At 45.9% G+C, this 21,003-nt stretch carries 23 protein-coding genes and 1 other annotated feature; of the genes, 19 read left to right on the plus strand and 4 right to left on the minus strand.

Annotated elements, in window-relative coordinates; all coding sequences use genetic code 11:
• Nucleotides 1-18: 18 nt before the first annotated feature.
• Nucleotides 19-837 (plus strand): ZIP family metal transporter, encoded by an 819-nt coding sequence (locus tag QN079_RS00080; protein WP_005232914.1) that lies wholly within the window; start codon nt 19-21, stop codon nt 835-837.
• Nucleotides 838-892: 55 nt separating this feature from the next.
• On the opposite strand, the gene QN079_RS00085 is transcribed toward QN079_RS00080, so the two are convergent.
• Nucleotides 893-1,096 (minus strand): hypothetical protein, encoded by a 204-nt coding sequence (locus QN079_RS00085; RefSeq protein ID WP_010748476.1) that lies wholly within the window; start codon nt 1,094-1,096, stop codon nt 893-895.
• 150 nt (nt 1,097-1,246) lie between these two features.
• On the opposite strand from QN079_RS00085, the gene QN079_RS00090 reads away from it, so the two are divergent.
• Nucleotides 1,247-1,648, plus strand: a complete 402-nt coding sequence (locus QN079_RS00090; RefSeq protein WP_289230174.1) for a DUF4809 family protein — start codon at nt 1,247-1,249, stop codon at nt 1,646-1,648.
• Between the two features lie 103 nt (nt 1,649-1,751).
• On the opposite strand, the gene QN079_RS00095 is transcribed toward QN079_RS00090, so the two are convergent.
• On the minus strand, nt 1,752-2,996 hold the full coding sequence (locus QN079_RS00095; protein ID WP_289230175.1) for a glutamate-5-semialdehyde dehydrogenase: 1,245 nt from the start codon (nt 2,994-2,996) through the stop codon (nt 1,752-1,754).
• Nucleotides 2,993-3,808: a glutamate 5-kinase gene (gene proB / locus QN079_RS00100; RefSeq protein WP_005226390.1), complete on the minus strand. Its 816-nt coding sequence runs from the start codon at nt 3,806-3,808 to the stop codon at nt 2,993-2,995. The genes QN079_RS00095 and proB overlap by 4 nt, the downstream gene beginning before the upstream one ends.
• Before the next feature lie 189 nt (nt 3,809-3,997).
• Here proB and QN079_RS00105 point away from each other — a divergent pair, with 189 nt between their 5' ends.
• From QN079_RS00105 to QN079_RS00160, 12 genes are all read left to right on the plus strand, one after another.
• Nucleotides 3,998-4,507: a dCTP deaminase/dUTPase family protein gene (locus QN079_RS00105; RefSeq protein WP_010748479.1), complete on the plus strand. Its 510-nt coding sequence runs from the start codon at nt 3,998-4,000 to the stop codon at nt 4,505-4,507.
• A gap of 44 nt (nt 4,508-4,551) precedes the next feature.
• Entirely contained in the window at nt 4,552-5,922 is a 1,371-nt protein-coding gene (gene radA, locus QN079_RS00110; protein WP_289230176.1) for a DNA repair protein RadA, read from the plus strand.
• A gap of 155 nt (nt 5,923-6,077) precedes the next feature.
• Entirely contained in the window at nt 6,078-7,217 is a 1,140-nt protein-coding gene (locus QN079_RS00115; RefSeq protein ID WP_005226396.1) for a PIN/TRAM domain-containing protein, read from the plus strand.
• A gap of 169 nt (nt 7,218-7,386) precedes the next feature.
• Nucleotides 7,387-8,844, plus strand: a complete 1,458-nt coding sequence (gene gltX, locus QN079_RS00120; RefSeq protein WP_289230177.1) for a glutamate--tRNA ligase — start codon at nt 7,387-7,389, stop codon at nt 8,842-8,844.
• Nucleotides 8,841-9,039, plus strand: a binding site (T-box leader). It overlaps the preceding gene by 4 nt.
• A 65-nt stretch (nt 9,040-9,104) precedes the next feature.
• Complete coding sequence (epsC, locus tag QN079_RS00125) at nt 9,105-9,641, plus strand: serine O-acetyltransferase EpsC (protein WP_026008130.1); 537 nt, start codon at nt 9,105-9,107, stop codon at nt 9,639-9,641.
• Nucleotides 9,634-11,046: a cysteine--tRNA ligase gene (gene cysS / locus QN079_RS00130; protein WP_128488539.1), complete on the plus strand. Its 1,413-nt coding sequence runs from the start codon at nt 9,634-9,636 to the stop codon at nt 11,044-11,046. Before epsC ends, cysS begins: the two co-directional genes overlap by 8 nt.
• Complete coding sequence (locus QN079_RS00135; RefSeq protein ID WP_015508687.1) at nt 11,043-11,465, plus strand: Mini-ribonuclease 3; 423 nt, start codon at nt 11,043-11,045, stop codon at nt 11,463-11,465. The genes cysS and QN079_RS00135 overlap by 4 nt, the downstream gene beginning before the upstream one ends.
• Nucleotides 11,431-12,270: a 23S rRNA (guanosine(2251)-2'-O)-methyltransferase RlmB gene (rlmB, locus tag QN079_RS00140; RefSeq protein WP_289230178.1), complete on the plus strand. Its 840-nt coding sequence runs from the start codon at nt 11,431-11,433 to the stop codon at nt 12,268-12,270. The genes QN079_RS00135 and rlmB overlap by 35 nt, the downstream gene beginning before the upstream one ends.
• The gene (locus QN079_RS00145; protein ID WP_010748486.1) at nt 12,267-12,785 is read left to right on the plus strand and encodes an NYN domain-containing protein; all 519 of its coding nucleotides are present in this window, start codon (nt 12,267-12,269) and stop codon (nt 12,783-12,785) included. Before rlmB ends, QN079_RS00145 begins: the two co-directional genes overlap by 4 nt.
• Before the next feature lie 95 nt (nt 12,786-12,880).
• Nucleotides 12,881-13,444 (plus strand): sigma-70 family RNA polymerase sigma factor, encoded by a 564-nt coding sequence (locus QN079_RS00150; protein ID WP_115231489.1) that lies wholly within the window; start codon nt 12,881-12,883, stop codon nt 13,442-13,444.
• Between the two features lie 87 nt (nt 13,445-13,531).
• Complete coding sequence (locus QN079_RS00155) at nt 13,532-13,777, plus strand: Veg family protein (protein ID WP_005226417.1); 246 nt, start codon at nt 13,532-13,534, stop codon at nt 13,775-13,777.
• Between the two features lie 61 nt (nt 13,778-13,838).
• Entirely contained in the window at nt 13,839-14,291 is a 453-nt protein-coding gene (locus tag QN079_RS00160) for a GNAT family N-acetyltransferase (protein ID WP_010748489.1), read from the plus strand.
• A 95-nt stretch (nt 14,292-14,386) separates the two neighbouring features.
• Here QN079_RS00160 and mscL read toward each other — a convergent pair whose 3' ends face one another.
• Nucleotides 14,387-14,833 carry a large conductance mechanosensitive channel protein MscL gene (gene mscL, locus QN079_RS00165; protein ID WP_005226421.1) on the minus strand — a complete coding sequence of 149 codons (447 nt, stop codon included), beginning with the start codon at nt 14,831-14,833 and terminating at the stop codon, nt 14,387-14,389.
• Between the two features lie 161 nt (nt 14,834-14,994).
• Here mscL and yfmF point away from each other — a divergent pair, with 161 nt between their 5' ends.
• The 5 genes from yfmF (at nt 14,995) to QN079_RS00190 (ending at nt 21,001) form a co-directional block, all read left to right on the plus strand.
• The gene (yfmF, locus tag QN079_RS00170) at nt 14,995-16,263 is read left to right on the plus strand and encodes an EF-P 5-aminopentanol modification-associated protein YfmF (protein WP_086293487.1); all 1,269 of its coding nucleotides are present in this window, start codon (nt 14,995-14,997) and stop codon (nt 16,261-16,263) included.
• Nucleotides 16,256-17,554, plus strand: a complete 1,299-nt coding sequence (gene yfmH, locus QN079_RS00175) for an EF-P 5-aminopentanol modification-associated protein YfmH (RefSeq protein WP_005226432.1) — start codon at nt 16,256-16,258, stop codon at nt 17,552-17,554. The genes yfmF and yfmH overlap by 8 nt, the downstream gene beginning before the upstream one ends.
• A 464-nt stretch (nt 17,555-18,018) precedes the next feature.
• A complete protein-coding gene (locus QN079_RS00180; protein WP_016608952.1) occupies nt 18,019-18,921 on the plus strand; it encodes a helix-turn-helix domain-containing protein in 903 nt (300 codons plus the stop codon).
• Between the two features lie 132 nt (nt 18,922-19,053).
• Nucleotides 19,054-19,635 (plus strand): CDP-diacylglycerol--glycerol-3-phosphate 3-phosphatidyltransferase, encoded by a 582-nt coding sequence (gene pgsA, locus QN079_RS00185; protein WP_005226440.1) that lies wholly within the window; start codon nt 19,054-19,056, stop codon nt 19,633-19,635.
• A 127-nt stretch (nt 19,636-19,762) separates the two neighbouring features.
• Nucleotides 19,763-21,001: a competence/damage-inducible protein A gene (locus QN079_RS00190; RefSeq protein ID WP_289230179.1), complete on the plus strand. Its 1,239-nt coding sequence runs from the start codon at nt 19,763-19,765 to the stop codon at nt 20,999-21,001.
• The last annotated feature ends 2 nt before the right edge of the window (nt 21,002-21,003 follow it).

The following is a 21,003-nucleotide window of genomic DNA, read 5'->3' on the forward strand; positions in this document are numbered from 1 at the left end:
AGACAAAGGAGCAGACGAATGGTGGATTGGTTGGTTGGATTGTCGCCATGGCAGCAAGCGTTGGCGGGGACGATCTTTACGTATGGTATGACGGCGCTTGGGGCAGCGCTAGTCTTTTTCTTCAAAGAAATCAATAAAAATGTCCTGAATACGATGCTGGGGTTTGCCTCTGGCGTGATGATCGCTGCTAGTTTCTGGTCGTTATTAGATCCTGCGATCGCACGAGCCGAAGAAAATGGCGACATTCCGTGGCTTGTGGTCAGCATCGGGTTTGGTTTGGGTGGTTTGTTTCTATATGCAGCAGATAAGACGCTCCCGCATATGCATTTTGGTCCGAATCATGAAACAGAAGGTTTGCCCAGTCATTTGAAGCGAACGATCTTGCTGGTCTTTTCCATCACGCTGCATAATATCCCAGAAGGCTTGGCGGTAGGGGTAGCGTTTGGGGCGGCGGCTAGTGCCGATGATCCGCGAGCAGCGATCTTAGCGGCGCTTTCGGTAGCGATCGGGATCGGGATCCAAAATTTTCCAGAAGGCGCAGCCGTTTCGATCCCCTTGCGCCAAGAAGGGTTAAGCCGAACCAAAGCCTTTATGTACGGACAAGCGTCAGGGATCGTAGAACCGATCGCCGGTGTGATCGGAGCTTTGCTAGTAACGAGTATGTCCGCTGTGTTGCCGTATGCGTTGGCTTTTGCAGCGGGTGCTATGATCTATGTAGTGGTGGAAGAATTGATTCCAGAAGCGCAGCAAACCTTGACGAGTCGCCGCCATTTTGCGGTCTTTGGCGTCATGCTAGGCTTTATCTTAATGATGGTTTTAGATGTAGCATTAGGCTGATCGATAAAAAAACACCTGACTTTCCAAAAGTCAGGTGTTTTTGATTTACTTGTAATTAACGATAATATTTTCTTGGCTTTTGGCGAATCGATGTTAACCAGCGAACGATCAAAACAGCTAGCAGCAAAGGAATCCCGAAACGGAAGACCAATCCGATCAACCCACCAATAATGCCTAATACAACGGATAAAACAAGGGATGCTGCGATTAAAACTGCCACGACAGTAACGATTCTTCCTAATAAACTTTCTGTATTCATTGTGACTCCTCCTAGACTTTTTTTCTTATCCCTAGCATAGCAAGAAAGAAAAAGAAACACATCCAACTTAAGACGGAATAATTGCTCCGCCGTGCGCCATAGGTTTGTGATAAACTAAACATGAATGAATCATGAAAGGAGTCAAAAAGAATGAATGCAGAAATTCTCACGAACCAAGTCATCACAGAAGGAGGGTGCAATGCCTGCTTGCCTTATGAACTCAATACCTTCACGCTGCAGCTGCCGGATGGTCGTAGTTTTTCGTTAGAAAACTTGGATGTTGCTGCATTGGTGATGCCAATTGCCCAGATCAATCAGTGGCAGACTCGCTTATTATTAGAAGAAGACGAAGGATTGATCTATCAAAAAGGAACGCAAGAAGTAATTTTCGTAGAGGGCAGCCGTCAGGATACGTTTTCCAGCAAAGGACAGACGATTTCTTGTCCGAAAAAGAGTTGCGAAGCTGACGTCTTTGCCACAACCAATCGAGTGCTGACAGAATTGTTTGGCATCGAACCGATTTCCTTCGTTCTGCGGGCTGCACAAGCATAAGAGGACGAAAAAAAGCCGCTTGCGCATGTACCGACCTTTTAAAGTTAGCTTTTTAGTCTAACTATTGGAAGTCATGACAGCAAGTGGCTGTTTTTTCGTATCGTTACTTACGGATCTGGCCTTCGCCATAAATAATGTATTTGGTAGAAGTCAGTGCTTCTAACCCCATTGGCCCACGGGCATGGAGTTTTTGCGTCGAGATGCCGATCTCGGCACCAAAGCCAAACATAAAGCCATCCGTGAAACGGGTCGAGGCATTGACGTAAACCGCCGCCGCATCAACTTCTTTCAAGAAGCGTTGGGAAGCGAAATAATCATCGGTGATGATCGCTTCGGAGTGCTTCGTATTGTAGCGATTGATGTGAGCAATGGCTTCTTCTAGCGAAGCCACCACTTTGATCGCTAAGATATAGTCTAAAAACTCGGTTGCCCAGTCCTCTTCAGTGGCAAGCTGTGCATTGTTCAAAAACGCCAATGCTTTTTGATCCCCTCGCAATTCGACTTGATCGGCAAACTGCTTTTCTACCATAGGCAAAAACTCCGCTGCCACTGCTTCATGGACGAGGATCGTTTCGATGGCATTGCAGACAGAAGGGCGTTGAGTCTTTGCATTCGTGACGATCGCCAGTGCCATCGGCAGCTGGGCTGCTTGGTCGATGTAGATATGATTGTTGCCGGTGCCGGTTTCGATCACTGGCACCGTGGCGGTCTCTTTGACACGACGAATCAAGCCGGCGCCTCCCCGAGGGATCAAAACATCCAAGTAATCTGTCAGCCGCATCAGCTCAGCCGCTGTTTCGTGGCTCGTATCTTCGATAAACTGGATCGCATGGCGGGAGTGTCCATTGGCAGCTAAAGCCTCTTGTAAAATAGTCACGAGGACTTGATTGGAGTGGAAGGCTTCCTTTCCACCACGCAAAATCACGGCATTTCCTGATTTGAAACACAGACTAGCTGCGTCAGTGGTGACATTAGGGCGGGCTTCGTAGATGATGCCGATGACCCCTAAAGGCACTCGTTGTTGACCAATCAAAAGATCGTCAGCATTGCGCCACATTTTATCCACGGCACCGATTGGGTCGGGCAATTGGGCGACTTCTCGGATGCCGTTAGCCATCTCGGTGATCCGTTGTTCTGTCAGCAACAGTCGATCCAGCATCGTCTGGCTGGTTCCTTTGGCTTTTGCGGCGGCTAGATCTTGTTGATTAGCAGCTAAAATCTTCTCGGCAGCTTTTTCTAAAGCATCGGCCATCGCTGCCAGTAGGTGGTTTTTTTCGCTGGCACTCAGTAAGCTTAATGTCTGGGCGCTTGCTTGAGCTTGTTGACCGATCGTTTGCAAGTTGCTCATTGCTCATCCTCCGTTCGTTGATAAAAGTGGGTGCCGACAGGTTCCCCTGCGAGCAAGTCAAAAATAATTTTCGGCTGCTTGCCGTTAGCCAGCAGCATGTGACTGTTCAAGTCTAAGATACGTTGGGCGGCTTTTAGTTTACTGGTCATACCGCCGGTTCCATAAGGACTGCCTTTTCCCGTAGCTTGTTCTAAAAGTTCTGGGGTGATTTCATTGATCTCGGAATACAAAACGGCCTCAGGATCATTCAGCGGATTGGCGGAATAAAAGCCGTCGATATCAGAAAGCATGATCAAAAGCTCGGCTTTCGTCAACTGAGCGACGATCGCTGACAGCTGGTCATTGTCGCCGAATTTGGTGAGATGATCCAATTCATCCACTGCTACCGTGTCGTTTTCATTAATGATCGGGATGATCCCCATCGTAAGTAATTGCTCCAAGGTGTTGCTAACGTTTTGACGGCTTTGGGGGAATTCGATGATGTCTCTGGTCAGCAGGATCTGTGCAGTCTGCTGGCTATAGCTTTGAAAACGCTGGTTGTAGATCGTCATCAGTTCCGATTGGCCAACGGCGGCCACGGCTTGCTGCTGCGGGATCTCCACGGGTCGTTCTTTCAAATTCAACTTGTTCATGCCAACACCGATCGCACCAGAAGAAACTAAGATGATTTCTTTGCCTTGGTTTTGCAAAGCTGCTAAGACAAAGGCTAATTCATCGATGCCAGCTAGATTGATGGCACCATTGGGATAAATCAACGAGCTGGTGCCGATTTTTACAACGATTCGGTTTTTGTTTGAAAGATCTGCGCGCATATGCCACCGCCTATTTTTTGATATTTTTTCTATTGTACTCGCAAACGGGCGTTTCGTCATGTCCTTTTTTCTTTTTGGTCTATTTTTAAACGAAGAAATTGTAAAGACTTTTCGATAATTGTGTTTTCCATGAAGAAAATAGTTCTTCCTATGCTAAAATAGCTATATGTTTTATTATTGGAGGAACCCATGAAATTACGAGGATTTGAAATTATTACAGCATATAAAGAAAAAAGCATCACCTTGCCTCAACGTGCCACCCATCATGCGGCTGGTTACGACTTTGAAGCAGCGGAAGAAATCGTGGTGCCAAGCATTTGGAAAGCGGGCGTGATCGACGGGGTCAAAGCGCTTTTTGCGAAAGAGACCGCAAAACAGTTGAAGCCAACCTTGATTCCCACGGGGATCAAAGCCTATATGGGGGAAGACGAGTATTTGCAGCTGACAAATCGTTCCAGCAATCCTTTGAAACGTTTCTTAGTCTTGACGAATGGTGTCGGCGTCATCGACAGCGATTACTATGACAATCCAGATAATGAAGGGCATATCATGTTTCAGTTTACCAATTTCGGCCCCACAGATGTCGTCATTAAAAAAGGCGAACGGATCGGCCAAGGAATTTTCTTGCCGTTCTTAAAAGCTGATCAAGATACAACCACTGCCAGCCGAACCGGCGGCTTTGGCTCCTCGAATCAGTAAATCCTGCCTGGGGGTCTGTTTGATAGAAGTAGTGGAGGAGATCAATGGCAAAAAAAGCAAAAAGTCAATTTGTCTGTCAAAATTGTGGGTATAGTTCCCCTAAATATTTAGGGAAATGCCCCAATTGCGGCAGCTGGAATTCAATGGTGGAAGAAGTGATCCAAGAAACCGCCGATCGTCGAGTACGTACGACATTGACGGGGCAAAAGATGCAGCCGACGAAAATCGCCGATGTCGTACCGAAAAAAGAACCGCGGGTCCAAACGAAACTCGCTGAGTTGAATCGCGTCTTAGGTGGCGGCGTGGTCCCAGGCTCCTTGATTTTGATCGGTGGGGATCCAGGGATCGGAAAATCGACGCTGCTCTTGCAAGTTTCCCAGCAATTAGCAGCGATCGGTGGGACGGTCTTGTATGTGTCAGGAGAAGAAAGTGCCGAGCAGATCAAAATGCGGGCGCAGCGCTTAGGCGCCATCGACACGGAATTTTATCTCTATGTGGAAACGGACATGTCAGAGATCAGTAAAGCGATCGAAAACATCCGCCCAGATTATGTGATCATCGATTCGATCCAAACCATGACCCAACCGGATATCACCAGCGTGGCAGGCAGTGTCAGCCAAGTGCGAGAAACGACCGCAGAATTGCTGAAAATCGCCAAAACCAATGGCATCGCCATCTTTATCGTTGGCCACGTGACGAAGGAAGGCTCGATCGCAGGACCGCGGATGCTGGAGCATATGGTGGATACCGTCTTGTATTTCGAAGGCGAAAAGCACCACAGTTTTCGAATTTTGCGGGCCGTCAAAAACCGCTTTGGGTCCACCAATGAGATCGGGATTTTTGAAATGGAAGAAGGCGGGTTGAAAGAAGTCGCCAATCCGTCACAAGTCTTTTTGGAAGAACGCTTAGAAGGCGCAACCGGATCGGCGATCGTAGTAGCAATGGAAGGCAGTCGGCCAATCTTGGTGGAGATCCAAGCACTGGTCACGCCAACGATGTTCGGCAATGCCAAACGCACGACGACGGGGCTAGACTTCAACCGCGTCTCGCTGATCATGGCGGTTTTAGAAAAACGGGCAGGCTTGCTGCTGCAAAATCAAGATGCCTACTTAAAAGCAGCCGGCGGGGTCAAATTAAATGAACCTGCGATCGATCTAGCGATCGCTGTTAGTATCGCATCTAGCTACAAAGAAAAAGGCACCAGCCCGACGGAGTGTTTTATCGGTGAAATTGGCTTGACGGGTGAGATTCGCCGAGTCAACGCGATCGAGCAACGGGTCAAAGAGGTGCAAAAACTAGGTTTTACGAAAGTTTATTTGCCGAAAAATAATCTGACTGGCTGGCAGCCGCCCAAAGGCATCGAAGTCGAAGGCGTGTCTACCTTAGCCGAAACCTTGCGGAAAGTCTTCCGTTAAAGTGGAGTCAATGCAAGAGCAAGGGGCAATCGCCTCTCCTCTTGCCCTGACGCTGCTGATTCATTCGTTTGAACCAACCGACCGACAGCCGTTGACTGGCGGAAGGAGCCGGATTTTTGAACAAAAGAAACCTACTGGAGTATGGAGGAACATGTATGCAGAAACGAGTCATTACCGCACTAATGGTACTTGCCGGAGCAAGTCTGGGGATCTCACTGATGCCTATCGCATGGCAAGCCATTGGGCAAACCCAAAATGAATGGCTGAATAATAACATCACTAATAGTTTGCTTGGAGCCCTTATTTTCTTTTTATTATCTTTACTATTAGCGAAATATATTGCAGCCGGTATTCGCAAAATTGAAGAAAAACTAAGTGAATTGAGCTTAACGTATCTCTTGTTTGGCGCAATTGGTTCGATCATCGGTCTGATGATCGGTGTGATCGTGTCGATTCCTTTTTACAATTGGGATATTCCTTTTATCAACGGGATCGCCCCAATCTTAGTGATGGTCCTGTTAGGGTATCTCGGTTTTCAGATCGGGACGACACGGATCGATGAATGGAAAAAAGTCTTTGCCCCGAAAAACAAAAAGGCAGAGCCCCAAGAGCAAGATGAACAGCAGATGCTGGAAAGAAAGATCGCGGACCACTTCCACAAATACAAAATTTTGGATACCAGCGTGATCATTGATGGTCGGATCTATGACATTGCTAAAACAGGCTTTTTAGAAGGCGTCTTGCTGATTCCGAATTTTGTCTTGTATGAATTGCAATACATCGCAGATTCTGGCGATAGTTTGAAACGGGTTCGGGGCCGCCGCGGCTTGGATATTTTGAATGCTTTGCAAAAAGAAGAAGGCATCGCAGTTGAGATGTATGAAGGCGATTTTGAAGACATTTCCGAAGTTGATAGCAAGCTGATCAAGTTAGCGAAGATGCTGGATGGTGTCGTCGTGACCAATGATTACAATCTAAACAAAGTTTCTGAATTTCAAAATGTGCCTGTCTTGAATATCAATGCGTTAGCCAATGCGGTCAAACCAGTGGTGATTCCAGGAGAAAGCATGCACGTCTTAGTGGTGAAAGCTGGCACGGAGCGCCAGCAAGGGGTCGCTTATCTAGATGACGGGACGATGGTCGTGGTGGAAGATGGCCAGCATTACATGAATGAACACATCGAAGTGATCGTCACCAGCGCCTTGCAAACGGCAGCTGGGCGGATGATTTTTGCCAAACCAGCCCATTCTGGTCGCGGCATCGACAACAAAGAAGGATCGAAATCAGAGAAATAATCCTAGGCAGCTGGCGTAAAATATGCCAGCTGCCTTTACTAATTGGGTTATTGATTGTACAATTCAACTTGAGGGTTCTGTTTTTTACGCGGGTCTTTCCCACTAAACTGAACAATAAGCCCCAAGCAGCTTGGCTGGCTTGGAAATCAGATGAAGGAAGAGGAAAACAATGACAAAAGTACGTGTACGTTACGCGCCAAGTCCAACAGGACATTTACACATCGGGAATGCTCGGACGGCTTTATTCAATTATTTGTTTGCTCGTCACAATGACGGTGAATTTATTATCCGAATCGAAGACACCGATCAAAAAAGAAACATTGAAGATGGTGAAAAAAGCCAGCTTGAAAACTTGCAATGGTTAGGAATGGATTGGGACGAATCACCTGAAAATCCAGGAGAATACGGTCCGTATCGTCAATCAGAACGCGGCGATATCTATCAACCACTGATCGATCAATTGCTTGCAAGCAATCGTGCGTATAAGTGTTATTGTACGGAAGAAGAACTGGAAGCCGAACGTGAAGGCCAAAGAGCTCGTGGCGAAATGCCCCATTATGCAGGGAAATGTGCCAACTTAACACCAGAAGAGCAAGCCGAAAAAGAAGCACAAGGCTTGAAACCAGTGATTCGTTTCCGTGTCTCTCGCAATACTGAATACAAATTCCACGACATGGTCAAAGGCGAGATCGTTTTTGAATCAGATAATGTCGGTGGCGATTTTGTCATCCAAAAACGTGACGGTATGCCGACTTACAACTTTGCAGTAGCAGTCGATGACCATCATATGAAAATCACCCATGTGCTGCGTGGAGATGACCACATCGCCAACACACCAAAACAGTTGATGATCTATGAAGCATTTGGCTGGCAAGCACCAGAATTCGGGCATATGACGTTGATCATCAATAGCGAAACCGGGAAAAAATTAAGCAAACGGGACGAATCGATTCTCCAATTCATCGAGCAATACCGTGAGTTGGGTTATCTACCAGACGCTATGTTCAACTTCATTGCACTTTTAGGCTGGTCACCAGTAGGGGAAGAAGAAATCTTCTCTCAAGAAGAATTGATCAAAATCTTTGATCCTGAACGGTTGAGCAAATCACCAGCTGCCTTCGATGCCAAGAAGTTGGAATGGGTCAATAACCAATACATGAAACAAATGGATCTGGATGAATTGACGGCAATGTGCGTCCCTTACTTGGTAAAAGCCGGTCGCATCGAAGAAACATTGACCGAAGAAAAAGCTGCCTGGTTGAAAAAAATCGTTTCCTTGTATCAACCGCAAATGAGTTTTGCGGCACAAATCGTCGACCTTTCGGAATTGTTCTTCGAAGAACACCCTGAATTAGATGATGCAGCCAAAGAAGTCTTAGCAGGAGAAACTGTTCCGACGGTTTTGACAGCCTTTAAAGAAAAATTACAGGCGATGCCAGTCGTTGAGGCTGCGGCAGTCAAAGTAGCCATCAAAGAGATCCAAAAAGAAACAGGCATCAAAGGCAAGAATTTATTCATGCCGATCCGCGTGGCGGTCTCAGGCCAAACCCACGGACCAGAACTACCAGATACCGTTGAATTATTAGGGAAAGAAAAAGCCCTTGATCATTTGAATAACGTGTTATAAACACAGCGAATAGACGAAGTACTAGCCGATTTTTTTCAGAGAGACCACGGAAGGTGAGAGTGGTCAAAAAAGGCTAGGAAATGCACCTAGGAGTGGCTTTGGCGCAAGTCAAAGACGAAGCAGCGGACGTTACCCGCTTGAAGGCAGTGCCGAACTGCGAACAAAAGTGGGACCACGCAAAAAAGCGTCTTTTGAATAAGGAAACTTATTTGAAAGACGCTTTTTTCGTATCAAGAAGTTTGGATAAAGTAGGTGAGAAGATGACTTGGTTCAAAAAAGCAATTGCGGCAACAAAAAAACATGATCCATCGGTACGATCAACGTTGGAGATCATCATCACATACCCAGGATTTCATGCCTTGTTTTGGCATCGTTGGTCGCATTTTTTGTTTCAGCATCGCTGGTATTTTTTGGCAAAACTGACGGCCCAGTTTTGGCGTTTCTTGACTGGGATCGAGATTCATCCTGGTGCGCAGATCGGCCAAGGGGTCTTTATCGATCATGGGATGGGCGTCGTGATCGGGGAAACGGCGATCATTGAAGATGATGTCGTCTTGTTTCACGGGGTCACCTTAGGGGGAACCGGTAAAGAGCGGGGCAAGCGTCATCCCACAGTCAAAACTGGTGCATTTCTCTCAGCCCATGCGCAGATCTTAGGCCCTGTCACGATCGGTGAGCGTGCAAAGATCGGCGCCAATGCAGTGGTTTTGAAGGATATCCCCGCAGAAGCAACTGCTGTCGGAATCCCAGCAAAGATCGTTCGAATCAAAGGAAAGAAGGTTACCCACGATGATTAAAATCTATAATACGCTGACACGAGAAAAAGAAGTGTTTCAGCCATTAGAAGAAAAAAAAGTAAAAATGTATGTTTGCGGACCCACCGTCTATAACTACATCCATATCGGGAATGGCCGCAGTACTGTGTCGTTTGATACCGTACGCCGTTATTTTGAATACCGCGGCTATACAGTGGACTATTTGATGAATTTTACCGATGTCGATGATAAAATCATTCGTGCGGCAAAAGAATTAGGCACGACGGCCCCAGAAGTGGCAGAGCGTTTTATCAACGCCTTCAATGAAGATACCGCAGCGCTGAACGTCAAACCTGCTACGATGAATCCTCGTGTGATGGATCATATCGAAGACATCATTGCCTTTATTGCTGCTCTTGTAGAAAAAGGCTATGCCTATCCAGTCAATGGCGATGTTTATTACCGTACCCGCAAATTTGCTCACTATGGGCAATTAAGCGACCAATCCATCGATGAGCTGGAAGTCGGCGCAAGTCAGCGGACCGGTGAAGAACAAAAAATCAAGGAAGATCCGTTGGATTTTGCTTTGTGGAAAGCGGCAAAAGGCGATGAGATCGCTTGGGAATCTCCTTGGGGAGCCGGTCGTCCTGGCTGGCATATCGAATGCTCGGTGATGGCGACCAAACACCTAGGCGAGACCATCGATATTCATGGAGGCGGACAAGACTTGACCTTCCCGCATCATGAAAATGAAATCGCCCAAAGCGAGGCGAAAACTGGCAAGACCTTTGCCAACTATTGGATGCATAACGGCTATGTGACGATCGGTGAAGACGAAGAAAAAATGAGTAAGTCACTGGGCAACTTCGTCACGGTGCATGAGATGGTCAAAAAAGTTGATCCGCAGGTGCTGCGTTTCTTTTTGGCAACGACCCAATATCGCCGACCAATCAAATACAGTGAGACTACCTTGCATGAAGCACAAACCAACCTGCAAAAATTGCGGACGACCTATGAAAATGCCAAATTCCGCTTGAATAGCAGTCATTATCAAGCCAGCGATGAGGAAGTCCATGCAGCGGTTCTGGAAAAATTTGAAGAACGTTTCGTCAAAGAAATGGACGACGATTTCAACGCGGCTAACGGGATCACTGTGGTCTATGAATTGGCGAAGTGGCTGAACTTAGCTAGCGAAGACCCAGAAACAGATTTGGCTTTATTAGCCGCTGGATTAGCCAAATTCAGCGAATGGCTGACGATTTTTGGGATTTATTTTGTATCCGAAGAATTGCTGGATGAAGAAATCGAACAGCTGATCAATGAACGGATCGCCGCCCGCAAAGCCAAAGATTTTGCCCGCAGCGACCAAATCCGTGATGAGTTGAAAGAACAAGGGATCATCTTAGAAGATACCCCGCAAGGAACCCGATGGAGACGAGAAGCATGAGAGATTATAAACAATTGAATGGTTTGGCATTGGCCTATGTGGGGGATGCGGTCTATGAAGTCTATATTCGCGATTATTTAGTCGCCCAAGGCCAAACCCGCCCGAACCAACTGCACCATATGGCGACCCACTATGTGTCGGCCAAAGCCCAAGCGGCATTGATCCAAAAGATGTTGGATGAAGAGATCCTGACCGAAGAAGAACATGATTTTTACCGCCGCGGCCGTAATAGTAAAAGCCATACGGGTGCCAAAAATGCCGATGTCACGACGTATCGTATCGCTACTGGCTTTGAATCGCTGATCGGGTATTTGCACCTCACGCAGCAAAAAGAACGCTTAGACGAGCTAATAGACTGGTGTATAAAGAAAGTAGGAGAAGAAGATGCGAGAAAAACCGCAAAGAAAGCTTCCAAATAAAAAAACAGCTGGCCGATCAGAAGCCAGACAAGAAAATAGACCGGATCGCCGCAAAGAAGCCGCTGGAGAAGCCATCGAAGATAATTTTGTCTTCGGCTATCATGCGGTTGCTGAAGCCTTGAAAGAAGGGCGAGGCAACAAGCTGTTTCTTTCCGAAGAAGCACGGGGAGAAAAAATCGATCGTTTGAAAGAAATGGCGCGGGAACAAGCAGTTCCAGTCAAATGGGTGCCAAAACAAAAGCTGGATACGATGAGTGACCAAGGGGTCCATCAAGGCATGATCTTGGCGATCACCCCTTATCAGTATTTGACCTTGGATGAATTGTTGGCCCAAACGAAAGAACAGCCGCTGTATCTGATTTTAGATAATCTAGAAGATCCCCATAATTTCGGCTCCATCATGCGAACCGCTGATGCCAGCGGTGTAGACGGGATCATCATTCCAAAACACCGTGCGGTGGGGATCACGCCGATCGTGGTGAAAACGTCGACCGGTGCAGTGGAACATATCCCTGTGGCCCGTGTGACCAACTTGACCCAAGCAGTCCAGCAACTGAAAAAAGCTGGTTTTTGGATCTTCGGTACTGATATGAGTGGCAGTGATTACCGCACATGGAATGCCCAAGGGGCGGTCGGTTTGATCATCGGCAACGAAGGTCGCGGCATGGGGGAAGGTTTGAAAAAAGAAGTGGATCAAATGCTGACGATCCCAATGACTGGGCACGTGCAGAGCTTGAATGCCAGTGTGGCGGCAGGCTTGTTGATGTATCAGGCCTTTACTAGCCGAAATGGGGCGTCCCAATGAAAACCCCTTTGCTGATCGTTGATGGCTACAATATGATTGGCGCTTGGCCGGAGCTGGTTCTTTTGAAAAATCAGGACCGTTTAGAAGATGCCCGAGAAGCCTTACTGAATCGGCTGTCGAATTATGCAAAATATGAAGGGTTGAAAATCATCGTTGTTTTTGATGCTCAACTGGTGCCTGGTGTGACACAAAGTTATACCAAATATCAGCTGGAAGTTATTTTTACCGAAGAAGGAGAGACCGCCGACAGCTACATCGAACGAATCGCTGGTGAATTAAACAATCGATTGACCCAAGTCACCGTCGCTACCAGCGATTTAGCCGAACAGTGGGTGATCTTCTCTCAAGGTGCTTTGCGAACTTCGGCACGGGAATTGTACAAAAGCGTGGAAAAAACGGAAAAAGACATCCACGAGCATCAAACCGACTTGCGGTTTGAAAATTTCCGACGCAATTCCCCTTGGTCACCTGAACAATTAGCCGAACTTGAAAAGAAATTGCAAGACCTTAGTTAGGGACAAAGTTGGTCTGGTAAATTAGAAGATGTCCGAGCCATTTATGATACGCTCCTTTTGTAGCAAATGAAGCAAAAACAAAAGGAGTGATCTCGATGCGCACAAAGGAAAGACAAGTATCGCACCGTTCAGATAGATTTGAAGAGTTGTTCAGAAAATATCGACCGATCGTTGAGATTTTGCATAAAAAATATTATCTGCGGGATTATGACTTAGATGATTGGCTGCAAGAAGGTAGGATCGTTTTTAATAAGTGTCTAAAGACTTACGATAAGGACAAAGGAACGACGATCGGTATCTTGTTTAAGCGTTCCTTTGAGAACCGTATCTGCAGCCTGTTGCGGGCGCAGCATGCCCAAAAACGCAAAGCTCAAGTCGATGCCTGCTCGCTGGAAGAAAAGCTTTTACAAGAAGGCAATCGGTTTTTGACCGATCATAATCGCTGTGCGGAAACTGCAGAGACCTACTTGTTCGTTAATGAATCGTTGGCAGAGTATCCGAAAAGTTTATCGTCTTTAGAACGAATGGTTATAATGAATTATTTAAAAGGATTAGAACTTGATCAGATTGCCGTTCAAGAAAAGCTGCCTTATGAAAAAATAAAGAGCGCTTTCAGTCGCGGTCGGACAAAGTTGATAGCGCTTATCAAGGGTGTTTAACAAAAATCTTATTGAAAGTAGAATTATTTTATGGTAAACTTGAAATTTTCTGCTTTTCGTGGTATGATGATGCTCGAGGTGAATGCGATGCCAACAACTTTAGCTACGATCAAGAAAGATTTAGAAGGCCGTATCGGTAGTGAGATTATGCTAGTTGCTCAGACTGGACGTAAGCGTCAAACTGAACGTCGCGGCGTTTTGACAGAAACTTATCCTTCAGTTTTTGTTGTAGATTTGGATCCAAATGAGAATTCATTCGAGCGGGTTTCTTATAGTTATTCAGATATTTTAACTAGAACTGTTGAGATTGAATTTTTATCAGAAGCTGTTTGAAACAAGAAGAGTTGACACTTTGTTGACTCTTTTTTGGTTCAATAAGATAAGGAGTGATGGGATGGCGTTTTTTCTAAAAGAGTTAGGGGAAATGACTGGGGTGGAGTTTTATCAGCTTGCCCGTTTGCGTACAGCGGTTTTTGTGGTGGAACAAGCGTGTGCGTATCAAGAGATCGATGCGATCGATGCACAAGCCAAACATCTATGGGCCCTTGATGAGGAAGGGCAGATCGTTTCGTACGCCCGTATTTTCCAGCAGGAACAAACGGTGCATTTTGGTCGGGTCATTGTGGCACCAGCATACCGGGGGCAAAAAGAAGGCCATCGTCTGATCAAAGAAGTTTTGCATCGCATTGAGCAGTGTTATCCAGCTTTGCCTATTGAGATCGAAGCACAAGCCCACTTAGAAAAATTCTACGGCCAGTATGGCTTTAAAACCATTACACCGCCTTTTTATGAAGACGGGATCCTGCATGTCGGGATGAAAAAAGAAGCAAGCACAGCGACTCTCTAGCGAGGTTCGCGTGCTTGCTTCTTTTAGCGCTATGATTGATGGATCGGATGAATCCGAATCGCTTCTTTCGCCCTTATTGACTAAGAGCCGTTTTTTTATCGGATCGTATCGTCCAATGATGTTGGACGTGGATCAACAGTGTTGGCAGGAGGCGTTTGCGCTTTTAGAAGGTCACGAATCTCTTCTAAATAATCCTCTGCAGTGACTTCTGGTACTTCTTCTTCCTCAGGTTGTTGTTTCAGATTGCGTAGTTTGTTGACTGCTTTGACAATCAAGAACAAGACAAATGCGGTAATCAAGAACGTAATAATGGCAGTAATTACGCGGCCGAAATCAAAGACCACATTTTTGGCTGGTTCAAAGACCAAGCCAGAAAAGGCATCTGCGTTACCAAAGAGTGATAAGATCCATGAAACCAATGGTGTCAGCAATCCTTCAACTAAACTAGTGACGATTGCGGTGAAGGCACTCCCGATCACGACCCCGATCGCCAAGTCAATGACGTTTCCTCGTAAAATAAATTCTTTAAATTCTTTAATCATCCTGTATCCTCCCTTCTAAATCTTACTGACAGTATAGCGAAAAACGCGGGATTTATAAAAAAAAACGCTCGCTGCAGCAGGTTTGATCAGCGAGCCGAGGAGAAAGTTTGTCAGCTATGCTATAATTGAAGAGATAATTTTGCTTCTAGAAGGGGTGTCACATGTCTATTGAATTAAAAAAAGGTGTTCGGTTAACGGTGCTACCGACCAAAAAGTATAAAACGATCCGTTTTTTCGTTCGGTTTACTGCACCATTGCAGGCTGAAATGACCGCCAAACGGACCTTATTGACCAGTTTATTAGAAACGACTAGTTTGGCTTATCCGACACAGACCGCATTTAGCAGTCAGCTGGCAGAGCTTTACGGTGCCAGCTTTGGTATGAATGTCAACAAACGGGGCAATCTGCATCAAATCAATGCAGCGATGTCCTTTGTCAACGGGAAGTACGTGTCAGATGAAGCAGTATTGCCGCAAGCAGCCGCTTTTTTAGCAGAAGTTTTGTTCCATCCGAATGCCCACGAGGAACAGTTTGAAGAAAAGAACTTCACCATCGAAAAGCACAACTTGATCGCCTATATGAACAGCGTGGCAGAAGATAAGCAAGCATTGGCTTCTTTAGGGCTGCAAGAGTTGTATTTCGAAAACGATCAGAATCAGAAGTATCCGAGCTTTGGCCGTCCCCAAGACTTAGAAGCTGTGACCGCAAAAGAGCTTTACCAAACCTATCGCTCAATGATGGACAATGATCAAATCGATATTTTCGTGATCGGCGATGTGGTTGAAGCAGAAGTTGCGGCGCTCTTCCAAAACATGGCCTTTACCGATCGGCCAGACCAAGCAATGCCGGTCTTTTATCAGCAAGCGGCGGAAAACATCATTCGCGAGAAAATCTTGCGAGAACCAATCATCCAAGCCAAATTGAACTTAGGCTATCATACTGGCGTGTATTATGACCAAGCCGAGCGGATCGCCTTTATGGTCTTCAACGGGTTGTTTGGCGGATTCCCTCATTCAAAACTGTTTATGAATGTCCGAGAGAAAGAAAGTTTGGCGTATTATGCTTCCAGCAGTATCGATACGTTTCGTGGGTATTTGTCGGTCCAAACGGGGATCGATGGCAAAAACCGCGACAAGGTCTTCAAATTGATCGAACAGCAGCTGCAAAGCTTGCAGCGTGGCGAAGTCACCGCGGAAGAACTGGCACAAACAAAAGCGATGTTGAAAAACCAGTACTTGCTTTCATTGGATAACCCACAAGCACTGATCGAAACAGCCTATCTGAATCAGTGGGTACCGAATACGAAAATGACGGAAGATGAATTTATGCAGAAATTGGCACAAGTGACCGTGGCAGATGTCCAAGCATTGGCTCAAAACGTGTCCTTGCAAGCTGTATTCTTCCTGGATAAGGAGACGACCCATGAATAAAAAAGTCTATCAGCAAATCAATGAGACCCTTTATGAAGAAGTATTGCCAAACGGCTTGAAAGTTTATTTGCTGCCAAAAGCCGATTTCCATAAAACTTACGGACTTTTCAGTACGAACTATGGCTCTGTCGACAATCATTTCGGGTTTTCACCCGAAGCATTGCATCAAGTCCCTGATGGCATTGCCCATTTTCTAGAGCACAAACTGTTTGAAAAAGAAGACGGCGATGTCTTTCAAACCTTTGGTCAGCAGGGGGCTTCTGCCAATGCCTTTACCAGTTTCACGAAAACCAGCTACCTTTTTTCGGCAACCGATCAAATCAAGCTGAACCTTGAAACGTTGATCGATTTCGTTCAAGCCCCGTATTTCACAGAAGAAACCGTCGAAAAAGAAAAAGGGATCATTGGTCAAGAAATCCAAATGTATGATGACGATCCGAACTGGCAGCAGTTTTTCGGCATCATCAAAAATCTGTATCCGAAACACCCCTTGCATATCGATATCGCTGGTACGGTGGAAAGCATTGCGCAGATCACCGCAGAAGACTTGTATCTTTGCTACAATACCTTCTATCACCCAAGCAATATGACGCTTTTTGTGGTAGGCAATATCGATCCTGAAGAAACGATGGCGTGGATTCGGACCAATCAAGCGGCCAAGACCTTTCCAGAAACGCAGGCGATCATTCGCCAGTTTCCTGAAGAAACCTTTGCCGATATTCAAGCAGAATCAAGTCTTACCATGCCAGTAACACGTGCCAAAGGCGTATTAGGGATCAAAGGAGACTTGAACAAACTGCCGAAATCAGGAAGAGAGCTCTTGCGCTTCAAAAATGCGTTGAATCTTTTCTGCCAATTGGTGTTAGGCAATACTTCCGCCAATTATTTGCGTTTGTATGATCAAGGCATCATCGACGACACATTTGGGTTTGAAGTGAACTTGGATCGCGGCTTTTACTTTGCCGACTTCTCGGGGGATTCTGAAGAGCCAGAAAAAATGTTGGCAGAGATCGAAGCGATCGTAATGAATTTCCCGCAAGATCCAGAGATCAATGAAGAAAACTTGACGTTATTGAAGAAGAAAATGCTAGGGAAATATTTCCAATCACTGAACTCACTGGAGTTTATCGCAAACCAGTTTACCCAAAGTTTATTCGGTGAAACGACGCTCTTTGATCTGCCAGAAGTGATCCAATCCATCACTTTGGAAGATGTCCAGCAAGCGGCTCGTTCCTTTATCGATCCCAAAGCGTTTAGTCGTTTTTACATGTATCCAACGGAAAAAGCCTAAGCGAAGGCTGGTTTTGTCAAACAGCTGTCATCTAAGCGACACTGACTGATTCAAGGAGGAACGCCCAACAGAACAAGGGCTGGCCAACTCCTGAGTCATTCAGTGTTTTCTTTTTGCGTCAAAAGGTGGTTTTTTCTTGCAATTTGATGCCAATTTGGCGAAAAGTATTAAAATTTGTTTGCGAGTTGTGGTTAGGCTATCCTCAGACTTTTTCTTTTATGGTATTCTTTAATTATTGAAGCAAAATCTTTTTTTGTTTTTTTACAAAAATTCACGGAAAAAATGTTATATTTAGTAGACGGCGCGCCCAGATGGCAATCTGCGTGACGGAGTTTTTTTTATTGACGTATACAGGGAACCCCTGTTTTAAAATGATAGAGCAGCTTTGCTGACCTTACGACAAGCAGCGAAGCGATTTTAGGGCTTTTTTTAAAGATGAATAAAAGACTGGAGTAGATGATCGAGTGGCCAACGAAACAACGATTGGAGCAAAATTACGGCAAGCCCGTTTAGATAAAAACATTTCATTGATTGAATTACAACAAATGACAAAGATCCAAAAACGCTATTTAGAAGCAATTGAAGCAGAGCGTTTTGATCAATTGCCAGGCACTTTTTATGTCCGTGCGTTTATTCGCCAATATGCAGCAGCGGTTGGAGAAGACGGCGACAAATTGGTAGCCGTTTTTGATGGCAAAGATACGTTAGACGCCCCCTTACCAAAAAGACCGCAGCCTGAAACCGTCAGCGGCTCACGAAAAGCACAGCACGTAGAAGAAAAAAGCGGCTCATTTGTCGTCCGCTATTTGCCGATGATTCTATTAGGCTTGGTGGCCATTACGATCGTGAGTATCGTGGGCTACATGGCTTGGCAAGACCGGAATACAACGCCGATGATCCAAGGAAGCTCTTCTCTTGTGGTAGAAAATTCAGCGTCTACCGCTTCCACCACGTCAAGTACGGAAGAAACCAGTACTTCGAGTGAAGCGACTGAGTCTTCAAGTACGACGGAATCCAGCGAAGCGAAAATGACGATGACTGCCAGTGATTCGACGCAATCGTCGATCACGATCACGATGAAAGATGCGGAAAATCCTATTGAATTAGCATTTACTGGGCTAGATGCTTCTTGTTGGGTCGGTGTACAAGTCGACAACGCTTATGTGTACCAATACACTGTTCAAGCGGGAGAAACGCAATCGATGACGCTGCCAGAAGGCGCCACGAATGCGACTTTGACCCTGGGCGCAAGCCAAAACATCTCCATCACTGCCAATGGTCAGGAAGTGGACTTTTCTGACCCGCAATTTGAATTGTTACAAAAGACAGTCCGCCTCGTGATTGAATACCAAGACGATGCGGCATAAATCTGACAAATGCGCCTTATTGAGGTATCATTAGCTAAAAAGTTATCTGTTGCATCCGACCATTGAAAAGCACAAGTAGTGGCATGATTTGCCGTTATTTCGTACAATAGTCGGCAGAGAGGAGTCTATTTCGTGAATTTACCCAATCAATTAACTGTATTACGGATCATTATGATCCCCATCTTTATTTTGGTCTTGGTTTTGCCAATCGATCTTGGCACGCTGACCGTTGGTACGACACAATTAGAAAACACGCACCTTATTGCAGCGATCCTTTTTGCGGCAGCCAGCATTACAGACTGGCTAGATGGCAAGATTGCTCGTTCCAGAGGCCTTGTTACCAACTTCGGGAAGTTTGCTGACCCGTTAGCAGATAAAATGCTCGTCATGACGGCTTTTATCATGCTGGTTGAATTAGACAAAGCCCCAGGCTGGGTAGTTTCGATCATCGTTTGCCGCGAGTTGGCAGTGACGGGTTTACGCTTGTTGTTAGTGGAACAAAGCGGGGAAGTCATGGCTGCTGCGTGGCCAGGGAAAATCAAAACCGCGACACAAATGGTTGCGATCATTTTCTTGTTCTTGAACAACATTCCCTTTTCAATGATCGGTTTGCCTATCGATCAAATCATGTTGTATCTATGTTTGATCTTCACGATCTATTCCGGGGTCGATTATTTCATAAAAAATACGAATGTTTTTAAAGATTCTATGTAAAATTTCTAGATCTAGATAAAGAAGCGATAAAAACAAGGATACAAGTCACGAAAGTTCAGAAGTTTTCTGGACTTTTTTTGTCAATATGAAAGACTTTTACGTATCTGATAAATGAAGGAGTAAACGAATGAAAGCAGAAATTATTGCAGTCGGGACCGAATTACTTTTAGGACAGGTGGTGAATACGAACGCAACCTTCTTGTCAGAAGAACTGGCAAGTCTTGGGATCGATGTTTTTTATCATAGTGTTGTCGGGGACAACCCCAATCGCTTAGAAGAATTGCTGACGATCGCCGACAAACGCAGCGACTTGATCGTATTGTGCGGCGGCTTAGGGCCCACCGACGATGACTTGACGAAACAAGTCACTGCCCGTCATGTGGGACAAGCGTTAGTCAGAGATGAACCAGGGTATCACCAATTGAAAGCCTTCTTTGAAAACAGTCAGCGGAGGATGACGGAAAACAATTTGCGGCAGACCCTCGTTTTTAAAGACGGTGTGTCTTTGACAAATCCCAATGGACTAGCGATCGGGATCTTTTATCAGACAGCCGCTACCAGTTATTTGCTGCTGCCAGGACCACCAAGTGAACTACAGGCGATGTTTCTTACCCACGCAAAACAACTTCTGTTAGAGCAGTTTCCCCAAGAAGAGGTCTTGCTGTCTCGCGTTTTGCGCTATTACGGGATCGGGGAATCGGCATTGGTCACAGAATTGGCCGATTTGATCGAGAATCAAGTCAATCCCACCATCGCTCCTTATGCCAAACCCAATGAGGTCACGCTGCGTCTGACGGTCAAAACTGCAGACGAGGCGCAAGGGATCAAACAATTGGATGCGTTAGAAGAAACCGTCCAAGCACGGGTCGGTGCGTATTTCTATGGGTATGGGGAACAAAATTCGCTGGCAGAAACAGTCGTCGAGCTACTGATCGAGAAAAAGAAAACCGTCACCGCAGCGGAAAGTTTGACCGCTGGTTTGTTCCAAGCGACCCTAGGAGGGATTCCTGGCGTCTCTGAGGTGTTTCCCGGTGGGTTCGTGACATATTCTGCTGCAACAAAAAGCAAGCTCTTAGGCATCGATCCAGGGCTTTTGGAAAGCTATGGAACTGTTAGTCAGGAATGTGCAGAAGCAATGGCCGTCTATGCCCGCAAACAAGCCGAGACTGATTATGCGGTGGCGTTTACTGGTGTTGCTGGTCCAGACGAGTTAGAAGGTCAGCCTAAAGGCACCGTTTGGATCGCCTTAGCTTCTGACAAAGGCGTCTCGAGCCAGCTGTATCACTTCAACCGCGACCGCGCCTATATTCGGCATAGTGCCGTCATGGCGGGCTTAAATCAAATACGTAAGGAATTATTAAATTAATG

This window comes from Enterococcus sp. FZMF, assembly GCF_030263915.1.
Classification (GTDB): Bacteria; Bacillota; Bacilli; order Lactobacillales; family Enterococcaceae; genus Enterococcus_D; species Enterococcus_D casseliflavus.